We start from the raw sequence: 23,441 nt of genomic DNA on the forward strand, positions 1-23,441 counted from the left end.
ATACGCCGCCCTGCTAATGCCCGGGCGATAAGCGCGCCATCATACATCACCGAAAACGGCACGCCAACGACTGGAAGCCCACAACCTTCCAGTCGCTCTCTTTTTAATCAATTTGCAGTATCAGAGAGATAGCGACGAATGGCGCGCAGCACGGCGTCCGGTTTTTCGGCGTGAACCCAGTGCCCGGCACCGGCGATCACATGGGCGCGAGCCTGCGGGAATTGGGCCAGCAGCGTGTCGCGGTAGGCATCGGTAACGTAAGGCGAGTTTCCGCCGCGAATAAAGAGGGTAGGGTGAGGCCACGCGGAGACGTTTTCCCAGCCCACGATGTTGTTGTATTGCTCCCAGAGCACCGGCACGTTAAAACGCCATTGCCCGTCGACAAAGGACTTCAGCAGGAACTGCACGACGCCTTCTTCATCCAGATGCTCACGCATCACGGCGGCGGCCTGTTGGCGTGTTGCGACGCCCGCTTCTGTGACCGCATTAATAGCGGCGAAAATCTCATCGTGACGGCGGACGTTGTAATCCACAGGCGCGACGTCAATGACAACCAGCCCGTTGATACGCTCTGGCGCAAGCGCCGTCAGGGCCATCACCGCTTTGCCACCCATGGAATGCCCGATCAGCGTTACCTTCTGCAGGTTATGTGCATCCAGCGTATCCAGCAGATCCTGCGCCATCGCCGCGTAGGTCATCTCGTCGGAACGCCCGGAAAGACCGTGATTGCGCATATCAACCTGTAAAATATCGTGGTCGGAAACCAGATCGCGCGCCAGCACGCCCAGGTTATCGAGGCTACCAAACAGCCCGTGAACCAGTACGATGGGAGAATTATTGTTCGGCGATTGTGCAGATTGCGCTCGGGTATTCAATTTCATGGCAAAGTTCTTTTTTTACGTATGTCAGGTTAGGGTATCATGTTGACCATTCTGCCGCCCGGCTGCAAGGATCCAGTTTAATCTGACTTTTGCCGCCTGCCGGGTTTGACGCTATCCGCTGTTGGGATTTGACCTTATAATCCCAACGACTTGTATTCAGATAAGATATCGCACTGGATTAAGATGAAAACAATCGAAGTTGATGACGAACTCTATCAGTTTATTGCCAGCCAGACGCGGCATATCGGGGAGAGCGCGTCCGACATTTTACGGCGTATGCTTAAAATTTCCGCCGCCTCACAGCCTGCTACCCCTGTCACAAAAGATGTCGTGTCTCAGCCGAGCGTTGTTGCACAAGCAAAACCTGCCGTAATACCGGCAAAAGATAAAGTGCGCGCAGTACGTGAACTGCTGCTGTCTGATGAATACGCAGAGCAGAAAAAGGCGGTTAACCGCTTTATGCTGGTGCTGTCTACACTTCATTCACTGGATAACAAAGCGTTTGCTGAAGCGACCGAGTCGCTCCACGGTCGCACCCGTGTCTATTTCGCGGGCGACGAACAGACGCTGTTACAAAATGGCAATCAAACCAAACCTAAACATGTCCCTGGCACACCGTACTGGGTCATCACCAATACCAATACGGGCCGCAAGTGCAGCATGGTTGAACACATCATGCAGTCCATGCAGTTCCCGGCGGAATTGATTGAAAAGGTTTGCGGTACAATTTAACCCTTGCATCAAAAGGACCAGGCAATGGCAAATCACAGCCGTGCAGGCCAACCTGCACAACAAAGCGATTTGATTAACGTCGCTCAACTGACCGCGCAGTATTACGTGCTGAAGCCGGTCGTGGGCAACGCAGAACACGCAGTGAAGTTCGGCACATCTGGTCACCGCGGTAGCGCGGCGCGCCATAGCTTTAACGAACCGCACATTCTGGCCATTGCCCAGGCCATCGCGGAAGAGCGCGCCAAAAATGGCGTCACCGGTCCATGCTACGTGGGGAAAGATACTCACGCCCTGTCTGAACCGGCGTTTATTTCCGTACTGGAAGTGCTGGCAGCGAACGGTGTGGATGTGATTGTTCAGGAGAACAACGGTTTCACGCCAACGCCTGCGGTCTCTAACGCAATCCTCGTACACAACAAAAAAGGTGGCGCTCAGGCTGACGGTATCGTCATTACGCCATCTCATAACCCGCCAGACGACGGTGGCATTAAATACAACCCGCCTAACGGTGGCCCGGCAGACACCAACGTCACCAAAGTGGTGGAAGACCGTGCGAACGCCCTGTTAGCCGACGATCTAAAAGGCGTTAAACGTATCTCTCTGGATGCCGCCATGGCGTCCGGTCATGTGAAAGAGCAGGATCTGGTTCAGCCGTTCGTGGAAGGGCTGGCGGATATCGTCGATATGGCGGCCATCCAGAAAGCCGGTCTGAAGCTGGGCGTGGATCCGCTGGGCGGCTCCGGTATTGAATACTGGAAGCGCATTGCAGAGCACTACAAGCTGGATCTGACCATCGTGAACGATCACGTCGATCAGACCTTCCGCTTTATGCACCTCGATAAAGACGGCGCGATCCGCATGGACTGCTCCTCCGAGTGCGCGATGGCGGGTCTGCTGGCGCTGCGTGATAAATTCGACCTGGCGTTTGCTAACGACCCGGACTACGACCGTCACGGTATCGTCACCCCTGCCGGGCTGATGAACCCGAACCACTATCTGGCCGTCGCAATTAACTACCTGTTCCAGCATCGCCCGCAGTGGGGCAAAGAGGTGGCTGTTGGTAAAACGCTGGTCTCCTCCGCGATGATCGACCGCGTGGTCGAGGCGCTGGGCCGCAAGCTGGTGGAAGTGCCGGTGGGCTTCAAGTGGTTTGTTGACGGTCTGCACGACGGCAGCTTCGGCTTCGGCGGTGAAGAGAGCGCGGGCGCGTCCTTCCTGCGCTTCGACGGCACGCCATGGTCAACCGATAAAGACGGCATCATCATGTGCCTGCTGGCGGCGGAAATCACCGCGGTTACCGGTAAGAACCCACAGGAACATTACAACGCGCTGGCGGAGCGTTTTGGTGCGCCAAGCTATAACCGCATTCAGGCTGGAGCGTCCTCTGCTCAGAAAGCCGCTCTGTCCAAACTCTCTCCGGAGATGGTCAGCGCAAGCACTCTGGCGGGCGATCCGATAACCGCGCGTCTGACGGCGGCACCAGGCAACGGTGCGTCTATCGGTGGTCTGAAAGTGATGACCGAGAACGGCTGGTTCGCTGCGCGTCCATCCGGTACGGAAGATGCGTATAAAATCTATTGCGAAAGCTTCCTCGGCGCTGAGCACCGTCAGCAGATTGAGAAAGAAGCGGTAGAGATTGTCAGCGAAGTGCTGAAAAACGCGTAAGTCGTGATCTGGTGCGGGCTGATGCCCTCACCCCGGCCCTCTCCCACTGGGAGAGGGAGAAAACATTAAAAACGGCAACCCTTGGGTTGCCGTTTTGCATTGACCTCGTAGGCCCGGTAAGCGCTAGCGCCACCGGGCTTTTTTTTTAACTATGCTTATTCTTCAATTCAAACCGCGGTGACACCAGACCGTACAGCGTCCAGCCCATAAAGGTCACCATCGCGCCATACAGCATCGCTTCCTGGCCGGATGAGTAGAGCGCGTAGAAGCTATAAATCGCCCCAATCAATGCCACTACGTTCGCAACCTTCGCCTTGCGTGGATCAACCTTCGCGACTTTCTGAATAATCACCAGCGCCGCCATCGACAGAATGTACGGAATGATATTTGTCACAACCGCCAGGTTGACCAGCACGTTGAACTGGCTGTTCAGCGATGGGCTAATGGTCATCAGCGACAATCCGCTCTGGAAGATGACAATCGCCAGCATGCCCTGCACCGGCGCATCGGCTTTGCTTACGCGGGAGAAGATTTTTGGGAAGTAACCTTCATCTGCGGAGGATTTAAACACCTGCGCGATGGTGAACTGCCAGCCGAGAAGGGAACCGCAGCAGGACATCACCATCAGACCCATAATCACTTTCCCGACTTCCGGCGTGAACATCTGCGCGAAAGCCAGCCCGAACGGCGCCGTGGAGTTTGCCAGATCCATATTCGGTACGATGCCCGCAATCACGTTAGTCGAGACGATATAGATCACCGCCGCGCCCAGCGTGCCGCCGAGGACCGCAATCGGCACGTTCTTTTCCGGATTCTCTACCACTTCCGCGTTCGCGCAGGCGGATTCCAGACCGAGGAAGGCCCACAGCGTCATGGCGATAGAAGAGCCCACTGCGGTAAAGAACGGCACGTGGTGCGGGTTCCAGGAGTTGGCGTACAGCGTCGGGCTAAACCAGAACCAGCCGATGATGCACAGGCCGACAACCGGGATAATCACGCCCCAGACGGTGATGCTGCTGAGCTGTCCGGTGATACGCGCGCCGCCAAAGTTAGCCACGGTGCAGATCCACAGAACCCCGATGGTCGCCAGCCCAATCTGTACCGGGCTGAGCGTCGCGCCAAACAGCTCCGTACCGTAGCCCACCGCAGAGATGGCAATCGCCACGTTGGCGATCAGCAGCGACACCCCGTAGGTATAGTTGGCCATAAAGTTGCCCGACTTGCCAAAAGCATATTCGGCATAGCCGCCCATGCCGCCAGACTTACGGCTGAACATCCCGCACTTGGCAAACGCCCACGCCAGCGCCATTGAGCCGACTGCCGTTACCAGCCAGGAGATAATCGAAATGGTACCCACTTCTGCGAGCTTGGTGGGCAGCATGATAATCCCGGATCCCATCATGTTGACCATGGTGAGGATGGTGAGTTGCACCACACCCATCTTATTGGACTTGCTCATAATTTTTCTCCTTTCAGCAGAGATGGCTGAGCGGCGGGTTGTTTAATGACGTAGCAGCGAACCTGTTTTCGACCGTCACACTCCTCGACGTACACGCCCTGCAGCTCCGGCGCGAAGCCCGGCAGAAGGTTGATGCCTTCTTCCAGCGCGGCAAAATAGCGCAGTACAGAACCGCCCCAGACTTCACCCGGCACAACGCACAGCACCCCCGGTGGATAAGGAAGCGCACCTTCAGCGGCGATACGGCCTTCTGCGTCACGCAGTGAAACCAGCTCGACCTCACCGCGCAGATAGGCATAGTTCGCCTCTTGCGGATTCATCATGACGCGCGGGAAGTGAGACTTGCGGAACATCTCTTTCTGTAGCTGTTTCACGTTGTGGCGGGCGTACAGGTCATGCATCTCCTGGCAGATCTGGCGCAGAGTGTAACCGGCGTAACGCTCCGGATGCTGTTTGTAGAGAGAAGGCAGAACTTCTTTCAGCGGTACATCGCTCTCGAGCAGTTTTTCGAAGCGCACCAGTTGAGCAACCAGCTGCTGCAGTTTTCCCATGTCCTCCGCAGGCGTGAGCAGGAACAGGATCGAGTTGAGATCGCATTTCTCCGGCACGATGCCGTTTTCACGCAGGAAGTTGGCGAGGATAGTGGCGGGCACGCCGAAGTCCTCATATTCCCCGGTGCGGGCGTTGATGCCCGGCGTGGTTAGCAGCAGCTTGCATGGGTCGATAAAATACTGGTGCTCAGCGTAGCCTTCAAAGGCGTGCCAGCGTTCACCCGGCACGAAGTGGAAGAAGCGCAGATCGGTCGCAATGTCCGCCGTGTCCCAGCTTTCCCACGGACGGCCATCCACCGTTTCCGGCACGAACGGGCGCAGATACTGACAGTTCTCCAGGATCAGCTTGCGCGCTTCGATACCGTTCACCACGCAGTCCATCCACATGTTGCGGCCGCTCTGGCCCTCATGCATACGGGCGTTAATGTCCAGCGCAGCGAACAGCGGATAAAACGGGCTGGTGGAGGCGTGCATCATAAAGGCATTATTCAGGCGCTTGTGCGGGACATAGCGCTGTTGGCCTTTGATATGGCTGTCTTTCTTATGGATTTGCGAAGTCTGCGAGAAGCCGGCCTGCTGTTTATGCACTGACTGGGTGACCAGGATCCCCGGATCGTTTTCGTTCAGCTCAAGCAGCAGCGGAGAGCAGTCGGCCATCATCGGAATAAACTGCTCGTAGCCCACCCAGGCAGAGTCAAACAGGATGTAATCACACAGGTGCCCAATCTTATCCACCACCTGACGGGCGTTATAGATGGTGCCATCGTAGGTACCCAGCTGGATCACCGCCAGACGGAACGGACGCGCATCGCGTGCACGGCCAGGCGCCACCTCTGCCACCAGCTCGCGTAGATAATTTTCTTCAAAGCAGTGGGCGTCAATGCCGCCAATAAAGCCGTACGGGTTGCGCGCGGTTTCCAGATAGACCGGCGTTGCGCCAGCCTGGAGGAGGGCACCGTGATGGTTAGATTTGTGGTTGTTACGGTCGAACAGCACCAGGTCGCCCGGCGTGAGCAGGGCGTTTAGCACCACTTTGTTGGATGACGAGGTGCCATTCAGCACGAAGTAGGTCTTATCGGCATTAAAGACTTTTGCCGCATGCTGTTGGGCGATGCACGGCGCGCCTTCATGAATGAGCAGATCGCCCATTGCGACGTCAGCATTACACAGATCGGAGCGGAAAAGCGTCTCACCAAAGAAGTCGACAAACTGATTACCGGCTGGATGACGGCGGAAGAACTGTCCTCCCTGATGCCCCGGGCAGTCGAACGCGCTGTTGCCCTGTTTAACGTAATCGACCAGGGCGCGGAAGAACGGTGGACGAAGCTGGGTTTCGTACTTCAGTGCAGCCGCTTCCAGCTGGCGTCCATAAAAATCGTTGCTGGTGTCTGAATACTCAAATACGCCATGAATGCGCGATAAATAGTCTGCCGGAATGAATTCTTCTTTGTGCGTCGCGACAAAAACAGGAATGCCAAAACCGGTGGCTTCTATTTCGTCCAGAGTACCGCTGGCAATATCCGTGACTGCCAGAACAATGGCGGCAACATCAATATAATCAGAAGCGCGGACATCCACCAGTTCACGCTGGGTAGTAAAGCAATCCGGACATGCACGGCTGGCTGCGATTTTTAAATTTTTCATCTTTCTCTCTTTATTTTAGGTAATAAGTGTCCCTCGATTTCTGGCAAGAAAGAAATCGATAATTTACCGGAAAAAAAAGCAAAGGGTGACCGCTGATTAAAATCAGTAAATTGCTTTTTTGATGATTGAAATTCAGTCCGCCCGGTGCGGATGAGTCTGAATCAAGATGAGTGAGCGCACGAGATTACAGGCAATAGCCTGTAAAGTAAGGTGTTTTAGGACGGCCTGTAAGCGAGTGCGCCAGAAGTCGAAGGACTACCGGGCATTAAAGAGATGAAAGTCAAAGCAGTTTCGGTGGGCAAACATCATGATATGTGTTGTCCGCCTTATATGGGGCATTAAACGATTGTTGTTTTCCATGTTTCATTTTCCTTTCAGTAATTGAAAGCATGGTCATTTTATCCAGGAAATGGCGATTAACTGTGAAGGAGATCACCGTTAACCGATCATTTCACAAATAATTAGTCGTTTTTGATGAATAACGCAGATCAAAATGCTGTTTTGTTGATGATGTGTTAATACTGTGTTTGTTTAGTGTTTTTATTGGACGGAAATAATCCGTAAAATAACGGTTGGATTATTTTTACGGCTATTTTGGAAGGTGGTTTTCTTTATTTGAAATTAATTTGAATAATTATTCAAATCATAAAACGATAACCGATACCGGTTTCAGTTAATAAATGGCGAGGGCGCGCGGGGTCAACTTCAAGTTTTTGACGAAGGTGTCCCATATAAATGCGTAAATAGTGACTATGCTCGACGGCATTGGGCCCCCAGACTTGGCTTAACAGCTGGCGCTGAGTCAGCACCTTGCCATGATTGTTGAGCAAAACGGCAAGCAGACGGAACTCGATAGGCGTGAGGTGGATCTCTTCTTCTGCCCGGGTGATGCGTCGAGCGGCAAGATCGACCTGAATGTCACCGAAGGTATACACCGGGTCGGAAGGCGTCGTTGCACTATGACGACGCAATGCGACGCGAAGCCGGGCCTGCAACTCACCAATGCCAAAGGGCTTGATAAGATAGTCGTCTGCACCTGCATCCAGCGCGGCGATTTTATCCGCTTCTTCCGTTCGCGCAGAAAGCACCAGAATCGGCATTTGGCTCCACTGACGAACCTCTCGGATAAAATCGATGCCATCCCCATCCGGTAGCCCCAAATCGAGGATCGTCAGGTCCGGCTTGCGCGTCGCGGCCTCAATTAACCCCCGTTGAAGCGTACCGGCCTCATGAACGCGCAGGCCGTCGGCTTCCAGCGCGGTACGCAGAAAACGGCTTATGGCGAGCTCATCTTCGACAATCAGGACGTTAATCACAAATCCTCTGGTAATTCATCAAGTTCTGGTGGGGTATCAAGTGGAAGTGTAACACAAAAATGTGCGCCGCCTTCCGGACGGTGCTCTGCCGAAATGGTGCCGCCATGCACGTCAATAATCGCTTCGCAAATAGCGAGACCCAGACCAACGCCGGGGATCGCGGATTCCTTATTACCGCGCGAAAATTTTTCGAAAATGGCCTTTTCCTGCCCGACCGGAATACCCGGCCCGGTATCCCAGACTTCCAGCTGCAGCGTTTGTGTGTTCACCGTGGCATTAATGCCAATCTGTGCTTTCGCCCCCGCATATTTAGCGGCATTTTCGAGCAGGTTAATCAGCACACGCTCGAACAGGGGGCCATCAACGTGAATTAGCGTCAGCGGTTCAGGCATGTTCAATGCGATATGGCGGCCGCCCAGGCCGGGCTCCAGCATTTTCAGCGCGCTCCCGACGACCTCTTCCAGCGTGAGCCACTCTTTTTTGAGGTTAAACCCGCCAGACTGAATGCGCGCCATATCCAGCAGGTTATTCACCAGCCGCGTGGTATTTAGCACATGCTGGCGGATTTCGCTGGCCTGCATCGCATGTTTTGAGCCTTCTGCAGCCAGGTCCAGCGTCAGGATCTCAGACTGACCAAACAGGACGGTGAGAGGGGTGCGTAGATCGTGAGAGAGCGCCGCCAGTAATGAATTTCGGATGCTTTCGCGCTCGCTTGCCAGCCGCGCCTGCTCTTCGCTGGCGGTGAGTGCCAGCCGTTCGAGCGCGCTGGCGACCAGCAGGGTGAAGGTTTCCAGCAAACGTTGCTGTTCGGGGATCATCAGCTGGCGCAGATTGGTCGGCTCAACGATAACCAGCCCCTGATTTTTATCCGCACTGCGTAGCGGCAGGATCTGATAAGGCACGCCTGGCAGAGTGTCCGTTCCTGCGCCTGCGGGCAGCCCTTTATCAAAACTCCAGCGCGCAATGGCTTCATCCCAGGGCGTCATGCCGGAGGCTGAGGTGAGAGGACGAAGGGTGCCATGCTCGTCCGGGAGCAAGATAAGATTACTGGCGTTAAACGTAGAGCGAATAAATTGCTCGCTGGTCTGGACAATATCCAGCGGCGTGCGGCCGACTGCCAGCGATTTGGACATCTCATAGAGATGGCGCGTACGCTGCTCGCGATAGCGTGCAATACGCGCCTGATAGCGAACGCCCGCCGTCAGATTACCAATCACCAGCCCGACGGTGAGCATCACGCCAAAGGTGAGAATGTACTGCACGTCGGACACGGCAAGCGTTCCGCGCGGGGCAATGAAGAAAAGATCGAAGCTGACAACGTTGATGACCGTCGCCAGCACGGACGGCCAGCGTCCGTAGAAGAGCGCCACCACCACCACGCCGAGCAGGTAAATCATCACCAGGTTGGCGGCGTCGAAGGCGATCAGCCACTGGCTGGCAATCACGGTAATCAGGGCGCAGAGCACGACGGCGACAAGGCAACCGCGGATCTGGATCCGCCATTTATCACCAAAGGCGCGGGCATCCGGCGCACGGTTGGGCAGGGGCGTGGGCTTGTCATCCAGCGCCACGATCACCAGATCCAGGTCCGGCGCGCGGCGGGGCCAGCTTATCGGCGAAGGATTCACGGCTGAACCAGCGGCGGTGCTGGCGACGACCAATGACAATTTTTCCGAGGTTATGCTCGCGCGCGTAGCGCAGGATGGCTTTATCTTCCTGAGGATCGGAAAGGGTGGCGGTTTCGGCACCCAGCTCCTGCGCCAGCCGCAGCGAGCTGAGGATGGCGCGCCGCTGATGTTCGGGCAGAGCATGCAGCTGCGGCGTTTCGACATACACCGCATGCCAGACGCTGCCAAATTTCGCTGCAAGCCGCGCGGCGGTGCGGATCAGTTTCTCATTGCCGCTACCGTGCCCGATGCACAGCAGAATGGCGTCGCGGGTGTGCCAGACGCGTTCTTGCCCCTGCAGGTCGCGCCAGGCGCGCATCTGGTCGTCAACGCGGTCGGCGGTACGGCGCAGGGCCAGCTCGCGCAGGGCAATCAGGTTGCCTTTGCGGAAGAAATGTTCGATGGCGCGTTCGGCCTGACCGGCAATGTAGACTTTGCCCTCGTGCAGGCGCTGGCGCAGGTCGTCCGGCGGCAGATCGACCAGCACCACCTCATCGGCGGAGTCAAAGAAGGGATCGGGCACTGTCTCTCGCACCTGAATGCCGGTAACGCCGCTCACCACGTCGTTCAGGCTCTCCAGATGCTGGACGTTAACGGTGGTGAACACGTCGATGCCGGCTTCCAGCAACTCTTCCACGTCCTGCCAGCGTTTCGGATGACGCGAGCCTGGCGCATTGCTGTGTGCCAGTTCGTCCATCAGGATAAGTGCAGGACGGCGGGCGAGGGCGGCATCGAGATCGAACTCCGTGACCAGCCGTCCACGATGGCTTATACGTCGTGGCGGCTGTGTGGCAAGTCCTTTCAACAGCGCCGCGGTCTCTTTACGGCCATGGGTTTCCACCACGCCGATGAGAATATCGAGCCCCTGCGCCCGAAGCCGCTGGGCTTCCGTCAGCATGGCGAAGGTTTTCCCGACGCCTGCGCAGGCGCCAAAGAAAATTTTCAATTTGCCGCGATGGGCTTCAGCCGTCTGTTCTAGCAGCCTGTCCGGATCCGGGCGCATGGGCTCGTCGGTCATTTAGTTTTTCCTTAGCGCGTCCAGCGCCAGATTCAGCTCAACAATATTCACTACCGGCATGCCGATGAAGCTGACCAGCGGCTTTTGCGTATGCTCAGCGACCAGCTGGCTCACCTGCTCAATGGTTAACTGACGGGCCGCAGCCACGCGCGGAATTTGCCATGCCACAGCCTGTGGCGTCAGGCTGTAGTCCAGCCCGCTGGCAGAGGCGGTGACCAGTTCAACAGGGACTTCACGGCTGGCCTGCGGGTTGGCGGCGCGCAGGGCGGCAACGCGTTCTGCAACGGCTTTATCCAGCTCCGGGTTGCTGCCCGCCAGGTTACTGCCGCCTGATGCCATCGGATTATACGGGCTTTCCGCGGTGGCGGAAGGGCGGCCCTGGAAGTAGCGAGCGTCCGTAAAGTTCTGACCAATCAGGCGTGAACCGCGGGATTCTCCGTTCTGGATAATCTGTGAGCCGTTAGCCTGGTCCTGGAACCACCACTGACCCAGCGCGGTGGTCACCAGCGGGTAAAGCCCGCCGGTAATAAGAGACAGCAGAATAAATAACAGTATAGCGGGACGTAACATCGTCATTTGATTCACCTTTTAGACCAGCCCGAACAGCGTCAGGAGCACGTCGATAACCTTAATACCAATAAAGGGCACAACCAGCCCGCCCAGACCGTAAATCCACAGGTTGCGGCGAAGCATGGCGGCCGCCGTCAGCGGCTTATAGCTCACCCCTTTCAGCGCCAGCGGAATAAGAAAGACAATGATCAGGGCGTTAAAGATAACCGCACTGAGAATGGCCGATGCCGGGGAGTGCAGGTGCATCACGTTCAGCGCATTCAACTGTGGATAGGTTGCCGCAAACGCCGCCGGAATGATGGCGAAATACTTCGCCACGTCGTTGGCGATGCTGAACGTGGTCAGTGAACCACGCGTCATCAGCATCTGTTTACCGATGTGCACTACCTCAATCAGCTTGGTCGGGTTAGAGTCGAGGTCAACCATGTTGCCCGCCTCTTTTGCCGCCTGCGTGCCGGAGTTCATCGCCACCGCCACGTCGGCCTGCGCCAGGGCAGGGGCATCGTTGGTGCCGTCCCCGGTCATCGCGACCAGACGGCCTTCAGCCTGATACTGGCGGATCAGCGCCAGCTTCGCTTCCGGCGTCGCTTCAGAAAGAAAATCATCCACGCCCGCTTCGGCGGCAATGGCGGCTGCGGTAAGACGGTTATCCCCGGTGATCATCACCGTTTTGATGCCCATTTTGCGCAGTTGAGCAAAACGCTCCTTGATGCCGCCCTTAACGATATCCTTCAGGGCAATCACGCCCAGCACGTTCGAGCCTTCCGCCACCACCAGCGGCGTGGCCCCCTGTCGGGCAACGCTTTCGACCAGTTTGTCTACTTCAGGCGGGAAGTGGCCGTTGTTGGCTTCGATATGGCGACGGATGGCGTCAACGGAGCCTTTACGTATCATTCGGTCCTGAATGTTAATCCCACTCATGCGGGTCTGCGCGGTGAAGGGGACGAAAGTGGCATGCAGGCTTTGCACGTCACGCTGGCGCAGATTGAAACGCTGCTTAGCCAGAATCACGATGCTGCGACCTTCCGGCGTTTCATCGGCCAGAGAGGAGAGCTGTGCGGCATCCGCGAGCGTTTTTTCATCCACGCCCGGCGCGGGCAAGAAATCAGAGGCCTGGCGGTTGCCGAGGGTGATGGTCCCGGTTTTATCCAGCAGCAGTACGTCGACGTCTCCGGCGGCTTCAACGGCGCGTCCGCTGGTGGCGATGACGTTCGCGCCCAGCATACGGCTCATCCCGGCGACACCGATAGCGGACAGCAATCCGCCAATGGTGGTTGGGATCAGACATACCAGCAGCGCCACCAGTACGGTGATGCTGACCGCCGTGCCGCCATAGGCGGAGAACGGCCACAGCGTCGCGGTTGCCAGCAGGAAAACGATAGTCAGGGCGACCAGCAGAATGGTCAGGGCAATCTCGTTCGGCGTTTTGCGACGCTGCGCGCCCTCCACCATGGCGATCATCCGGTCAAGGAATGTTTCGCCCGGGTTAACGCTGCACTGGATCACCAGCCAGTCGGAGAGAATGCGCGTCCCGCCCGTGACTGAGGCGAAGTCACCGCCAGACTCACGAATAACCGGCGCGGATTCCCCGGTGATGGCGCTTTCGTCCACCGATGCGCCGCCTTCAATGACTTCCCCGTCGCACGGGATGATGTCACCGGCCTCGACCAGCACCACGTCGCCTTTACGCAGTTCATCTGCCGGAACGTGGTCCATCTGCGCTCCGTGTTTAGGTTCACGTAATTTGCGCGCGAAGGCGGTTTTTTTGACCCCTTTCAGGCTGTTAGCCTGTGCTTTACTGCGCCCTTCCGCCAGCGCCTCTGCGAAGTTGGCAAACAGCACGGTAAACCACAGCCACAGGCTGATGGCACCGGTAAAGAGTGCATTACCCGGAAGATGCCCCGTACCCATCGCAACTGCCAGCGCGGTGGTGAGTAAACTCCCTATCCAGACGATAAACATCACCGGGTTGTGCCACTGCACGCGTGGGCTCAGTTTTTTCACCGCATCCATGAGGGCCTGACGAACTAACGTCGGTTCGAGCAGGGCCAGTTGTTTACGACTCATGACAAATTCTCCGCAAAATCAGCGTAAAGAGAGGGTTTCCGCGACCGGGCCTAACGCGAGGGCGGGGATAAAGGTCAGGGCACCGACCAGCAGTACGGTGCCAATCAGCAGGCCGATAAACAGCGCGCCGTGTGTCGGTAACGTACCGGTGGTGGTCGGTTGGATTTTTTTGCTCACCAGCGCTCCCGCGATCGCCATCACTGGCACAATCACGCCGAAACGCCCCACGAACATGCAAAACGCCAGCAGACAGTTCCAGAACGGTGAGTTAGCGCTTAAGCCTGCAAAGGCGCTGCCGTTGTTGTTGGCGGCAGACGAGACGGCATAAAGCACTTCGCTAAATCCGTGAATACCTGGATTGAAGATGCCGCTGCGTCCGGCGTCGGTCATCAGCGCCAGCGCGGTGCCGATCAGAACGAGGGCAGGGGTGACCAGAATCGCCAGGGCGGTTAATTTCATCTCGCGGACGTCGATTTTTTTTCCCAGATATTCCGGAGTACGGCCAATCATCAAACCGGCGATGAATACGGCGAGGAGAACGAACAGCAGCATGCCGTACAGCCCGGAGCCGACGCCCCCAAAGACCACTTCGCCAATTTGCATAAGCCACATTGGGATCATGCCGCCGAGTGCGGTAAAGGAGTCGTGCATGGCGTTAACCGCCCCGCACGACGCCGCCGTGGTGACCATCGCATACAGGCTGCTGGCGAGAATGCCAAAGCGGCTCTCTTTGCCTTCCATATTGATGTTGCTGTTGGCGCCCAACTGCATGAAGTGGCTGTTACCGTTCCATTCGGCCCACATCACCAGCGCCACGCAAACCACGAAGATTAGCGACATTGCCCACAGCAGGGTGCGCCCCTGACGGCGATCGTTAACCACATCGCCAAAGGCAAAACACAGCGCGGCGGGGATCAGGAAGATCGCCAGCATTTGCACCATGTTGGTCAGCGCCGTTGGGTTTTCAAAGGGATGCGATGAGTTGGCATTGAAGAACCCGCCGCCGTTAGTGCCAAGCATTTTAATCGCTTCCTGCGAGGCCACTGGCCCCATAGGCAGGAGTTCTTTTGCGCCTTCCAGTGAGGTATATGGGGCATAAGGCAGCACGTTTTGCAGGGATCCTTGCTGGATAAAGAACAGCGCAATCAACAGTGCCACAGGCACCAGCACCCACAGGGTTATGCGCGTCAGATCGACCCAGGCATTGCCCAACGTGCCAATGTTCTGACGGGCAAATGCACGCGTCAGGGCGAAGATCACCGCTATCCCGCTTGCCGCAGAGAGGAAGTTTTGCACGGTTAAGCCAGCCATCTGACTGAAATAGCTGAGCGTGGTTTCACCGGCATAGGATTGCCAGTTCGTGTTGGTTACAAAGCTTATCGCTGTGTTCAACGCCAGATGCCAGGACAGGCCCGGCAGCTGCTGCGGATTAAGCGGCAGGCTCCCCTGCAGCATCAGCATGGCGAAGAGAACAACCAGCCCGACGATGTTTAGCAGCAAAATGGCCATCAGATACTGACGCCAGTTCATCTCCCGATCGTCTATTCCCAGTACGCGCCAAATCCCTTTTTCAACGCTTCCCGTGCCGGGCAAGGGGACGTTGTTGATCAGCCGTGCCAGTCCTGTTCCCAATGGCCTTGCCAGTACGAACAACACCAGTAAAAAGCTGGCGATAAGCAAAAACGCCTGAGCAGCCATCAGAAGGCCTCCGCATTAATCAGGGCGTAGACCAGATAACCCAATAACAGGAACACCAGCACAATGCCGGCAATCAAACCTGCACTCACAATCCACCTCCGGGTGACATTTGTATTTGTGCTAAAGGTAGGATTTACGGCGCAAAGATTTCGCAAAAATCAGGCGGGAGGGTGTAAAAAAAGTATAAAAATGGAGATACCCATAATTTAACTATTGATAAGTAAATCGTTAACTTTTTTGTAACTTAATTACGGTGTGAATGTAAATATTCACTAAATGGATAAAAATAAGTGGTCGGATGAGTAGTAAAATTACAAACAAAGCGATATTATTTTAGCCAGGTCACAGATTTTGAATTTTCCGGATGACGTTTCCGGCCAACTATAGGGGAGAAAAATATGGATCTTTATAAAGAGTTTCCGGCTCATATCATTTTCATGCGTCGCACTTTCGCCGTAGTGGCTGGCGTGCTGGCACTGCCGGTAATGCTGTTCTGGAAAGATCGTGCACGTTTTTATAGCTATCTGCACCGCGTCTGGGCGAAAACCAGCGAGAAGCCGGTGTGGATGGATCAGGCCGAGAAAGCGACCTGCGATTTCTACTGATACGAAGACTACACACAGCAATAAAAAAACCGCCTACAGCAATGTGGCGGTTTTTTTGTCCCTCGGGATTCGCGGTCCGTTGGGTGGTCTTGCAGCCCCTACCCGGGATTTTTATCATACCCTCCTGCAAGCAGATGGCAATCCCTCGAAGCCTTTATAAAATCCTAATTTTATTTGAGTATCTTACCTTTCCAGCGGATGTTAATTATGATGCTGCGTCCCTTTCCGCCATCTCGCAAATGGGCATCGGTCCTGGGAAAGGTGTATTCACATCCGTAAAGCAGCCCGCCTACCCGGGCTTGTGTCCACCGACTTATCACCGGTGGTGAACGGTGGAGCGGTTAGCTGCAGGGACCGCATAATGAAACGCTATTTTTGCATCGCGTTCATTGTCGCCAGCGTACTCGTTGTGAAAAGTGATGAGCCGACCGCGTTTATTGCATTTACCACGATAGCGCAGGACAAGTAGCGTTAAGGCCGCCTCGGGCGGCCTTTTTTATTTCATCCCGTCTACACTTCATGGCAAAGTAGTTCAATGCATGCTTTTTCCTTTTACGGCATGCCCTTACGGACATAATGGACAATTGCCTGGAGTTTTATGCCCACCCATCTGGTTTGGTTTCGCGCGGACCTGCGCGTACATGACAATATCGCCCTTGCGGCAGCCTGCCGCGCCAAAGACGCTAACGTACTGGCACTGTTTATGGCTACGCCCGAGCAGTGGCGGCAGCACGATATGGCCCCCCGACAGGCGGCCTTGCTCCGGGCGTATCTGAACGATCTGCAGCACTCGCTTGCCGGAAAAGGCATACCGCTTCTCTATAAAGAGGTGAGTGATTTTGCTGCGCAGCTCCAGACGCTGCAGGAGATCTGTAAGCAGTATGACGTCAGGCATCTTTTTTATAACTACCAGTATGAATTCAACGAGCAGCAGCGGGATCGTCAGCTGGAGAACGTGCTGGAAGGGGTCGTCTGTGAAGGGTTTGACGACAGCGTGATGCTGGCACCGGGCAGCGTGATGACCGGCAACCACGAGATGTATAAAGTTTTTACGCCGTTTAAAAACGCCTTTATCAAACGCCTGAAGGAGGCGCTGCCGGAGTGCGTTGCCGCGCCTGCCGCGCGGGGCGAGCCCGTGACGGATTTGCCAGAGCTGACGTTTGATTACCCTCAGCAGGCGTTTGATGAAACGCTGTTTCCCGCCGATGAGAAAGCGGCTATTGCCCAACTCCGGCAGTTCTGTAAACAGAATGCGGCTGATTACGAAGCGCGTCGGGATTTCCCCGCCGTTGAAGGCACCAGCCGTCTGTCGGCCTGTCTCGCGCTGGGTGCGATCTCTCCCCGCCAGTGTTTGCATCGCCTGCTGGCAGAACAGCCGCAGGCGCTGGACGGTGGCGCAGGGGCTGTCTGGCTCAATGAACTTATCTGGCGCGAGTTCTATCGCCACCTGATGACGTATCACCCTGATTTATGTAAACATCGCCCATTCATTAAATGGACTGATAATGTAAGGTGGCAGTCGAATGATAAGCAGCTCAGAGCCTGGCAATCCGGACAGACGGGTTTCCCCATTGTCGATGCCGCCATGCGTCAGCTCAATGAAACCGGATGGATGCACAACCGCCTGCGGATGATTACCGCCAGCTTTCTGGTGAAAGATCTGCTTATCGACTGGCGTATCGGAGAGCGCTATTTTATTTCTCAGCTGATCGATGGCGATCTCGCGGCGAATAACGGTGGCTGGCAGTGGGCGGCCTCCACCGGCACCGATGCGGCGCCCTATTTTCGGATTTTTAATCCGACGACGCAGGGACAAAAATTTGATGCGGACGGCGAGTTTATCCGCCAGTGGGTACCTGAACTTAACGTTGTCCCCGCGAAAGCGATCCACGACCCATGGGCATGGGCGGATAAACAGGGCGTAAAGCTCGATTATCCCCGTCCGGTTGTCGACCACAAACAGGCACGCGTCGCCACGCTGGCGGCGTACGAAGCCGCGCGCAAAGTATGAGAGAGTGATGATGAAAAACAGCGAACTGGAAAGCCTGATTAACGAAAAACTGAACAGCGCCTCCTTCAGCGACTACGGCCCGAACGGCCTGCAGGTGGAAGGACGCGAAACGGTGCAGAAAATTATCACCGGCGTGACGGCAAGCCAGGCGCTGCTGGATGAAGCCGTGCGTCAGGAAGCCGATGCGGTCATCGTTCACCACGGTTATTTCTGGAAGAACGAATCCCCCATTATTCGCGGCATGAAGCGCAACCGCCTGAAAACATTGCTGGCAAATGACATCAACCTGTACGGTTATCACCTGCCGCTGGATGCGCACCCGGAACTGGGTAACAACGTGCAGTTAGCGCAATTGCTGGGTATTACCGTGATGGGGGAAATCGAACCGCTGGTGCCGTGGGGCGAACTGGCTATGCCTGTTCCGGGTCTCGAGCTGGCGTCGTGGATCGAAGCGCGCCTCGGACGTCGTCCGCTGTGGTGTGGCGACACGGGGCCAGATACCGTGAAGCGTGTAGCCTGGTGCACCGGGGGCGGGCAGGGCTTTATCGATAGCGCCGCGCGTTTCGGCGTCGATGCCTTTATCACCGGGGAAGTGTCTGAGCAGACGGTTCACTCCGCCCGCGAGCAGGGGCTCCATTTTTACGCGGCAGGTCACCATGCAACCGAACGAGGCGGCATTCGCGCCCTCAGCGAGTGGCTGACGGAAAATACCGATCTGGATATGACCTTTATTGATATCCCCAATCCGGCCTGATGAGAGGTGCCCGAGTGCAGAGAGCGCGTTGTTATCTTTTGGGTGAAACCGCCGTCGTACTGGAGCTTGAACCTCCGGTCACGCTTGCCACGCAAAAGCGTATCTGGCGGCTGACGCAGCGTCTGGCCGATATACCTGAAGTGGTTGAAACCATTCCGGGCATGAACAATATCACCGTCGTGCTGCGCAACCCGCACACGAAAGCACTGGATGCCATCGAACGCCTGCAGCGCTGGTGGGAAGAGAGCGAAGCGCTGGAGCCGGAATCGCGTGCCATTGAGATCCCGGTCGTCTATGGCGGCACAGGGGGGCCGGATCTTGGCGTTGTGGCAGCGCACTGCGGATTAACAGAAAAGCAGGTGGTTGAGTTGCACAGTTCGGTTAACTACGTGGTCTGGTTCCTGGGATTTCAGCCCGGCTTCCCGTATCTGGGCGGATTGTCTCCTCAGCTGCATACGCCGCGTCGTGCCGAACCGCGCCTGAGCGTACCGGCGGGGACGGTGGCTATCGGCGGCGAGCAAACCGGCGTTTATCCGCTGGCATCGCCTGGCGGCTGGCAGCTTATTGGGCACACGGCTACGCCGTTATTTGAACCTGGACGGGAGACGCCCATACTCCTGCGTCCCGGCGATACCCTTCGCTTTATCCCGCAAAAGGAGGGGGTATGTTAACGCTTATTCGCGCAGGGCTTTACACCTCTGTGCAGGATGCAGGCCGCTTTGGCCTGCGTCAGTCCGGCGTGAGCTATTGTGGTGCGCTGGACAGGCCTGCACTGGAGATTGCTAACGTGCTGGTGGGCAACCCCGGCAGTACGGCCGCGCTCGAAATTACGCTCGGCCAGTGTGTGATTGAGTTTGGCCAGGAGACCTGGTTTGCCTTAACCGGCGCAGGCTGTGAGGCCACGCTGGATGGTAAAGCGGTGTGGACCGGCTGGCGGCTGCGGGCGAAAGCCGGACAGCGTCTGACGCTCAAGCGACCGCTACACGGTGTGCGTAGCTATCTCGCGGTGGCTGGCGGCATTGACGTGCCGGAGGTGCTGGGCTCATCCAGTACCGATCAGAAGGCGGGCATCGGCGGGCATGAAGGGCGTCTGCTGCGCGACGGCGACCGGCTGGCAATCAAGCCCTCCGCGCGCCATTTCTCGACCACGCAGGGCGTAAAGCAGCTGCTGTGGGGAAACCAGATCCGCGCCTTACCGGGGCCGGAATATCACGAGTTTGACGAGGCTTCCAAAGAGTCCTTCTGGCGCTCGCCGTGGAAGCTCAGCCCGCAGAGCAACCGTATGGGTTACCGCCTGCAGGGGCAGCCGCTGACCCGCACGACGGACCGGGAACTGCTCTCCCATGGGTTATTGCCGGGGGTCATTCAGGTGCCGGGCAACGGTCAGCCCATCGTGTTAATGAACGATGCGCAAACCACGGGCGGATACCCGCGAATTGCCTGCATCATTGAAGCCGATCGCTACCATCTGGCGCAAATCCCTCTCGGGCAGCCGATTCACTTCGTGCAGTGTTCGCTGGAGGAGGCGCTCAAGGCGCGGCAGGATCAGCAGCGTTATCTCGAACAGCTGGCGTGGAGGCTTGATGGTAAAGATTGATTTAAACGCCGATCTGGGAGAGGGCGGCAGCGCCGATGCGGCGCTGATGACGCTGGTCACCTCGGTCAACATCGCCTGTGGCTTTCACGCGGGCGATGCGCAAACCATGCTGGAGAGCGTGCGTAATGCCATCAAAAACGGCGTGGCGATTGGCGCACATCCCAGCTTCCCCGATCGGGAAAACTTTGGCCGCACGGCGATGGATCTCCCGCCGGAGACGGTCTACGCTCAGGTGCTCTACCAGATCGGCGCGCTGGAGGCGATGGTGCGTGCGGAGAACGGTGTGATGTGCCACGTAAAGCCGCACGGCATGCTCTACAATCAGGCGGCGAAAGATCCGGCGCTGGCGGAGGCGATTGCCCGCGCGGTGCGGGACAGTAATCCGCAGCTTATCCTTGTAGGTTTGGCCGGTAGCGAGCTGATTCGCGCCGGGAAGCGGCTGGGGCTGACTACGCGTCAGGAAGTCTTTGCCGACCGCGGCTATCAGCCCGATGGCAGTCTGGTCCCGCGCACGCAGGCCGGGGCGCTGATAACCGATGAAGGTAAAGCGCTGGCGCAGACGCTGGAGATGGTGTGCGCCGGGCGGGTGACCGCCGTGGACGGAACATTAGCCAACGTTCAGGCCGATACGGTGTGTTTACACGGCGACGGCGAGCATGCGCTCCAGTTCGCGCGCCGCTTACGGGCGGCGTTCTCTGAAGAGGGCATTCTGGTCAGCGCAGAATAATCATGAAAGGACAATAACATGCCAGAAGGTCCGGAGATCCGCCGCGCGGCGGATAGCCTGGAGGCGGCGATAAAGGGCAAACCGTTGACGAATGTGTGGTTTGCTTTTCCTCAGCTTAAACCGTTTGAATCACAGCTGGTGGGGCAGACGGTGACCCATATTGAAACGCGCGGCAAGGCCTTGCTTACGCACTTTTCCCATAACCTGACGTTATATAGCCATAACCAGCTGTACGGCGTCTGGCGCGTGGTGGAGGCGGATGAGCAGCCGCAAACCACCCGCGTACTGCGCGTCAGGCTGCAAACGGCGGATAAGGCAATCCTGCTTTACAGCGCGTCGGATATCGAAATGTTAACGCCGGAGCAACTGCTCACTCACCCGTTCTTACAGCGGGTCGGGCCGGACGTGCTGGACATGCGCCTGACGGCAAACGATGTTAAAACCCGCTTGTTATCCCCCAAATTCCGCAACCGGCAATTTTCCGGGTTATTGCTCGATCAGGCGTTCCTGGCAGGGCTAGGTAACTATTTGCGGGTGGAAATTCTGTGGGAAGTGGGGCTGGCGGCGCAGCATAAAGCGTCTCAGTTAAGCGATGAACAGCTGGAGGCGTTATCCCACGCGCTACTGGATATTCCGCGACTGTCGTACAACACGCGCGGCGTGGTGGATGACAACACGCATCACGGGGCGCTGTTCCGCTTTAAGGTGTTTCATCGGGCGGGGAAAAAGTGCGAAAGGTGTGGTGGCATTATTGAGAGAACCACGCTCTCTTCACGACCGTTTTACTGGTGTCCCGAGTGCCAGACGTAAAAAAGCCGGGTGGCGGCTACGCCTTACCCGGCCTACATTTCGCACTTGTAGGCCCGGCAAGCGAAGCGCCGCCGGGCGTGTTTATTAGCGCTTAATATCAGACTTAAAATCACGCTGCTCGTAGCCGGTATACAGCTGACGAGGACGGGCGATTTTCATGCCTTCGCTGTGCATTTCGTTCCAGTGCGCAATCCAGCCTACGGTACGGGCCATGGCGAAGATTACGGTGAACATGGAAGACGGAATACCCATCGCTTTCAGAATAATGCCAGAGTAGAAATCGACGTTCGGGTAGAGTTTCTTCTCGATGAAGTACGGGTCGTTCAGCGCGATGTGTTCCAGCTCCATCGCCACTTCCAGCAGGTCATCTTTGGTACCCAGCTCTTTCAGCACTTCATGGCAGGTCTCACGCATGACGGTCGCGCGCGGGTCGTAGTTTTTGTAAACACGGTGACCGAAGCCCATCAGGCGGAAGGAGTCATTCTTGTCTTTCGCGCGACGCACGAACTCAGGAATGTGCTCAACGGTGCTGATCTCTTCCAGCATCTTCAGCGCCGCTTCGTTCGCGCCGCCGTGCGCCGGTCCCCACAGGGAGGCGATGCCCGCAGCGATACAGGCGAACGGGTTCGCGCCTGAAGAGCCTGCGGTACGGACGGTGGAGGTCGAAGCGTTTTGTTCGTGGTCAGCGTGCAGGATCAGAATACGGTCCATCGCGCGTTCCAGCACCGGGTTCACTTCGTACTCTTCGCACGGCGTGGAGAACATCATGCGCAGGAAGTTACCCGCGTAGGAGAGGTCGTTGCGCGGATACACAAACGGCTGGCCGATGGAGTATTTGTAGCACATCGCCGCCATGGTAGGCATTTTGGACAGCAGGCGGAACGCCGCAATATCGCGGTGACGTGGGTTATTCACGTCAAGGGAGTCGTGGTAGAACGCCGCCAGCGCACCGGTAATCCCGCACATCACCGCCATCGGGTGAGAGTCACGACGGAACGCATGGAACAGACGGGTAATCTGCTCATGGATCATGGTGTGACGGGTCACGGTGGTTTTGAATTCCTCGTACTGCGCCTGCGTCGGTTTTTCGCCGTTCAGCAGGATGTAGCACACTTCCAGATAGTTGGATTCGGTGGCTAACTGATCGATGGGGAAGCCGCGATGGAGCAGGATACCTTCGTCACCGTCAATGTAGGTGATTTTGGATTCGCAAGATGCGGTAGAGGTAAATCCAGGGTCAAAGGTGAAAACTCCTTTGGAACCCAGCGTACGGATATCAATAACATCCTGACCGAGCGTGCCTTTTAGCACATCCAGTTCAATAGCAGTGTCACCACCCAGGGTGAGCTTTGCCTTTGTATCAGCCATTTACGGTCTCCTTAGCGCCTTATGCTTAAGACTGCGCTTTACCGGATTTGCTTTCAGCTGTTAATCACCGTTACCAGATTGTTATTTGGCTTACCGCTCAGCTCACGAGGACAAACCAGGGTACAGAGCTATGGCGCCTTGCAGGTAAACGAATGAAATATCAGTGAAACAACAGCAAATCAGCGTTTTTGCAGTCCGAATTATTCAAACCTGTATACCACTAATAACTGTCCTGATAACTTCGGTCAATACCATCACACTGTTACATAACTATTTGTCAGGTGAAAGTGAGACCTCATAA

At 56.5% G+C, this 23,441-nt stretch carries 19 protein-coding genes and 1 pseudogene; 9 read left to right on the plus strand and 11 right to left on the minus strand.

From position 1 onward, the window contains the following. Window positions 1-107 precede the first annotated feature (107 nt). Window positions 108-881, minus strand: coding sequence for an esterase (gene ybfF / locus EXW94_RS16455; RefSeq protein WP_108415861.1), 774 nt, complete (start codon window positions 879-881; stop codon window positions 108-110). A gap of 183 nt (window positions 882-1,064) precedes the next feature. Between ybfF and seqA the strand changes: the two genes are divergently transcribed. Beyond that, window positions 1,065-1,613, plus strand: coding sequence for a replication initiation negative regulator SeqA (gene seqA, locus EXW94_RS16460; protein WP_010428659.1), 549 nt, complete (start codon window positions 1,065-1,067; stop codon window positions 1,611-1,613). 24 nt (window positions 1,614-1,637) lie between these two features. Beyond that, window positions 1,638-3,278: a phosphoglucomutase (alpha-D-glucose-1,6-bisphosphate-dependent) gene (gene pgm, locus EXW94_RS16465; protein ID WP_174340556.1), complete on the plus strand. Its 1,641-nt coding sequence runs from the start codon at window positions 1,638-1,640 to the stop codon at window positions 3,276-3,278. A 145-nt stretch (window positions 3,279-3,423) separates the two neighbouring features. On the opposite strand, the gene potE is transcribed toward pgm, so the two are convergent. The 9 genes and pseudogenes from potE to kdpF form a co-directional block, all read right to left on the minus strand. Then, on the minus strand, window positions 3,424-4,737 hold the full coding sequence (potE, locus tag EXW94_RS16470; RefSeq protein ID WP_108415862.1) for a putrescine-ornithine antiporter: 1,314 nt from the start codon (window positions 4,735-4,737) through the stop codon (window positions 3,424-3,426). Continuing rightward, window positions 4,734-6,932, minus strand: a complete 2,199-nt coding sequence (gene speF / locus EXW94_RS16475) for an ornithine decarboxylase SpeF (RefSeq protein ID WP_174340557.1) — start codon at window positions 6,930-6,932, stop codon at window positions 4,734-4,736. The genes potE and speF overlap by 4 nt, the downstream gene beginning before the upstream one ends. A 255-nt stretch (window positions 6,933-7,187) precedes the next feature. Further along, window positions 7,188-7,292: a leader peptide SpeFL gene (gene speFL, locus EXW94_RS16480; RefSeq protein WP_003858645.1), complete on the minus strand. Its 105-nt coding sequence runs from the start codon at window positions 7,290-7,292 to the stop codon at window positions 7,188-7,190. 278 nt (window positions 7,293-7,570) lie between these two features. Further along, entirely contained in the window at window positions 7,571-8,248 is a 678-nt protein-coding gene (gene kdpE / locus EXW94_RS16485; RefSeq protein WP_089598902.1) for a two-component system response regulator KdpE, read from the minus strand. Next, a pseudogene (gene kdpD / locus EXW94_RS16490) lies at window positions 8,245-10,933 on the minus strand (two-component system sensor histidine kinase KdpD). The gene kdpE and the pseudogene kdpD overlap by 4 nt, the downstream one beginning before the upstream one ends. Further along, window positions 10,934-11,509 carry a potassium-transporting ATPase subunit KdpC gene (kdpC, locus tag EXW94_RS16495; protein WP_120159156.1) on the minus strand — a complete coding sequence of 192 codons (576 nt, stop codon included), beginning with the start codon at window positions 11,507-11,509 and terminating at the stop codon, window positions 10,934-10,936. Between the two features lie 12 nt (window positions 11,510-11,521). Next, window positions 11,522-13,570, minus strand: coding sequence for a potassium-transporting ATPase subunit KdpB (gene kdpB / locus EXW94_RS16500; protein ID WP_010428671.1), 2,049 nt, complete (start codon window positions 13,568-13,570; stop codon window positions 11,522-11,524). A gap of 18 nt (window positions 13,571-13,588) precedes the next feature. Then, window positions 13,589-15,268, minus strand: coding sequence for a potassium-transporting ATPase subunit KdpA (gene kdpA, locus EXW94_RS16505; protein WP_174340558.1), 1,680 nt, complete (start codon window positions 15,266-15,268; stop codon window positions 13,589-13,591). Further along, window positions 15,268-15,357, minus strand: coding sequence for a K(+)-transporting ATPase subunit F (kdpF, locus tag EXW94_RS28280; protein ID WP_014069365.1), 90 nt, complete (start codon window positions 15,355-15,357; stop codon window positions 15,268-15,270). The genes kdpA and kdpF overlap by 1 nt, the downstream gene beginning before the upstream one ends. Before the next feature lie 309 nt (window positions 15,358-15,666). Here kdpF and EXW94_RS16515 point away from each other — a divergent pair, with 309 nt between their 5' ends. The 7 genes from EXW94_RS16515 (at window position 15,667) to nei (ending at window position 21,772) form a co-directional block, all read left to right on the plus strand. Then, window positions 15,667-15,873, plus strand: a complete 207-nt coding sequence (locus EXW94_RS16515) for a YbfA family protein (RefSeq protein ID WP_003858637.1) — start codon at window positions 15,667-15,669, stop codon at window positions 15,871-15,873. A gap of 598 nt (window positions 15,874-16,471) precedes the next feature. Next, window positions 16,472-17,884, plus strand: a complete 1,413-nt coding sequence (phrB, locus tag EXW94_RS16520; protein WP_174340559.1) for a deoxyribodipyrimidine photo-lyase — start codon at window positions 16,472-16,474, stop codon at window positions 17,882-17,884. A 10-nt stretch (window positions 17,885-17,894) separates the two neighbouring features. Next, on the plus strand, window positions 17,895-18,638 hold the full coding sequence (locus EXW94_RS16525) for a type 2 GTP cyclohydrolase I (protein WP_174340560.1): 744 nt from the start codon (window positions 17,895-17,897) through the stop codon (window positions 18,636-18,638). 14 nt (window positions 18,639-18,652) lie between these two features. Further along, window positions 18,653-19,309 (plus strand): 5-oxoprolinase subunit PxpB, encoded by a 657-nt coding sequence (pxpB, locus tag EXW94_RS16530; RefSeq protein WP_100165275.1) that lies wholly within the window; start codon window positions 18,653-18,655, stop codon window positions 19,307-19,309. After that, entirely contained in the window at window positions 19,303-20,235 is a 933-nt protein-coding gene (gene pxpC, locus EXW94_RS16535) for a 5-oxoprolinase subunit PxpC (RefSeq protein WP_108415868.1), read from the plus strand. Before pxpB ends, pxpC begins: the two co-directional genes overlap by 7 nt. Continuing rightward, window positions 20,222-20,962, plus strand: a complete 741-nt coding sequence (gene pxpA / locus EXW94_RS16540; RefSeq protein ID WP_174340561.1) for a 5-oxoprolinase subunit PxpA — start codon at window positions 20,222-20,224, stop codon at window positions 20,960-20,962. Before pxpC ends, pxpA begins: the two co-directional genes overlap by 14 nt. 18 nt (window positions 20,963-20,980) lie before the next feature. Further along, entirely contained in the window at window positions 20,981-21,772 is a 792-nt protein-coding gene (nei, locus tag EXW94_RS16545) for an endonuclease VIII (RefSeq protein ID WP_174340562.1), read from the plus strand. Between the two features lie 84 nt (window positions 21,773-21,856). Here nei and EXW94_RS16550 read toward each other — a convergent pair whose 3' ends face one another. Beyond that, window positions 21,857-23,140 (minus strand): citrate synthase, encoded by a 1,284-nt coding sequence (locus tag EXW94_RS16550; protein ID WP_126815562.1) that lies wholly within the window; start codon window positions 23,138-23,140, stop codon window positions 21,857-21,859. Window positions 23,141-23,441: the final 301 nt, after the last annotated feature.

Origin of the sequence: Enterobacter sp. JMULE2 (assembly GCF_013337145.1) — a bacterium.
In the GTDB taxonomy this organism is placed as follows: domain Bacteria; phylum Pseudomonadota; class Gammaproteobacteria; order Enterobacterales; family Enterobacteriaceae; genus Enterobacter; species Enterobacter mori.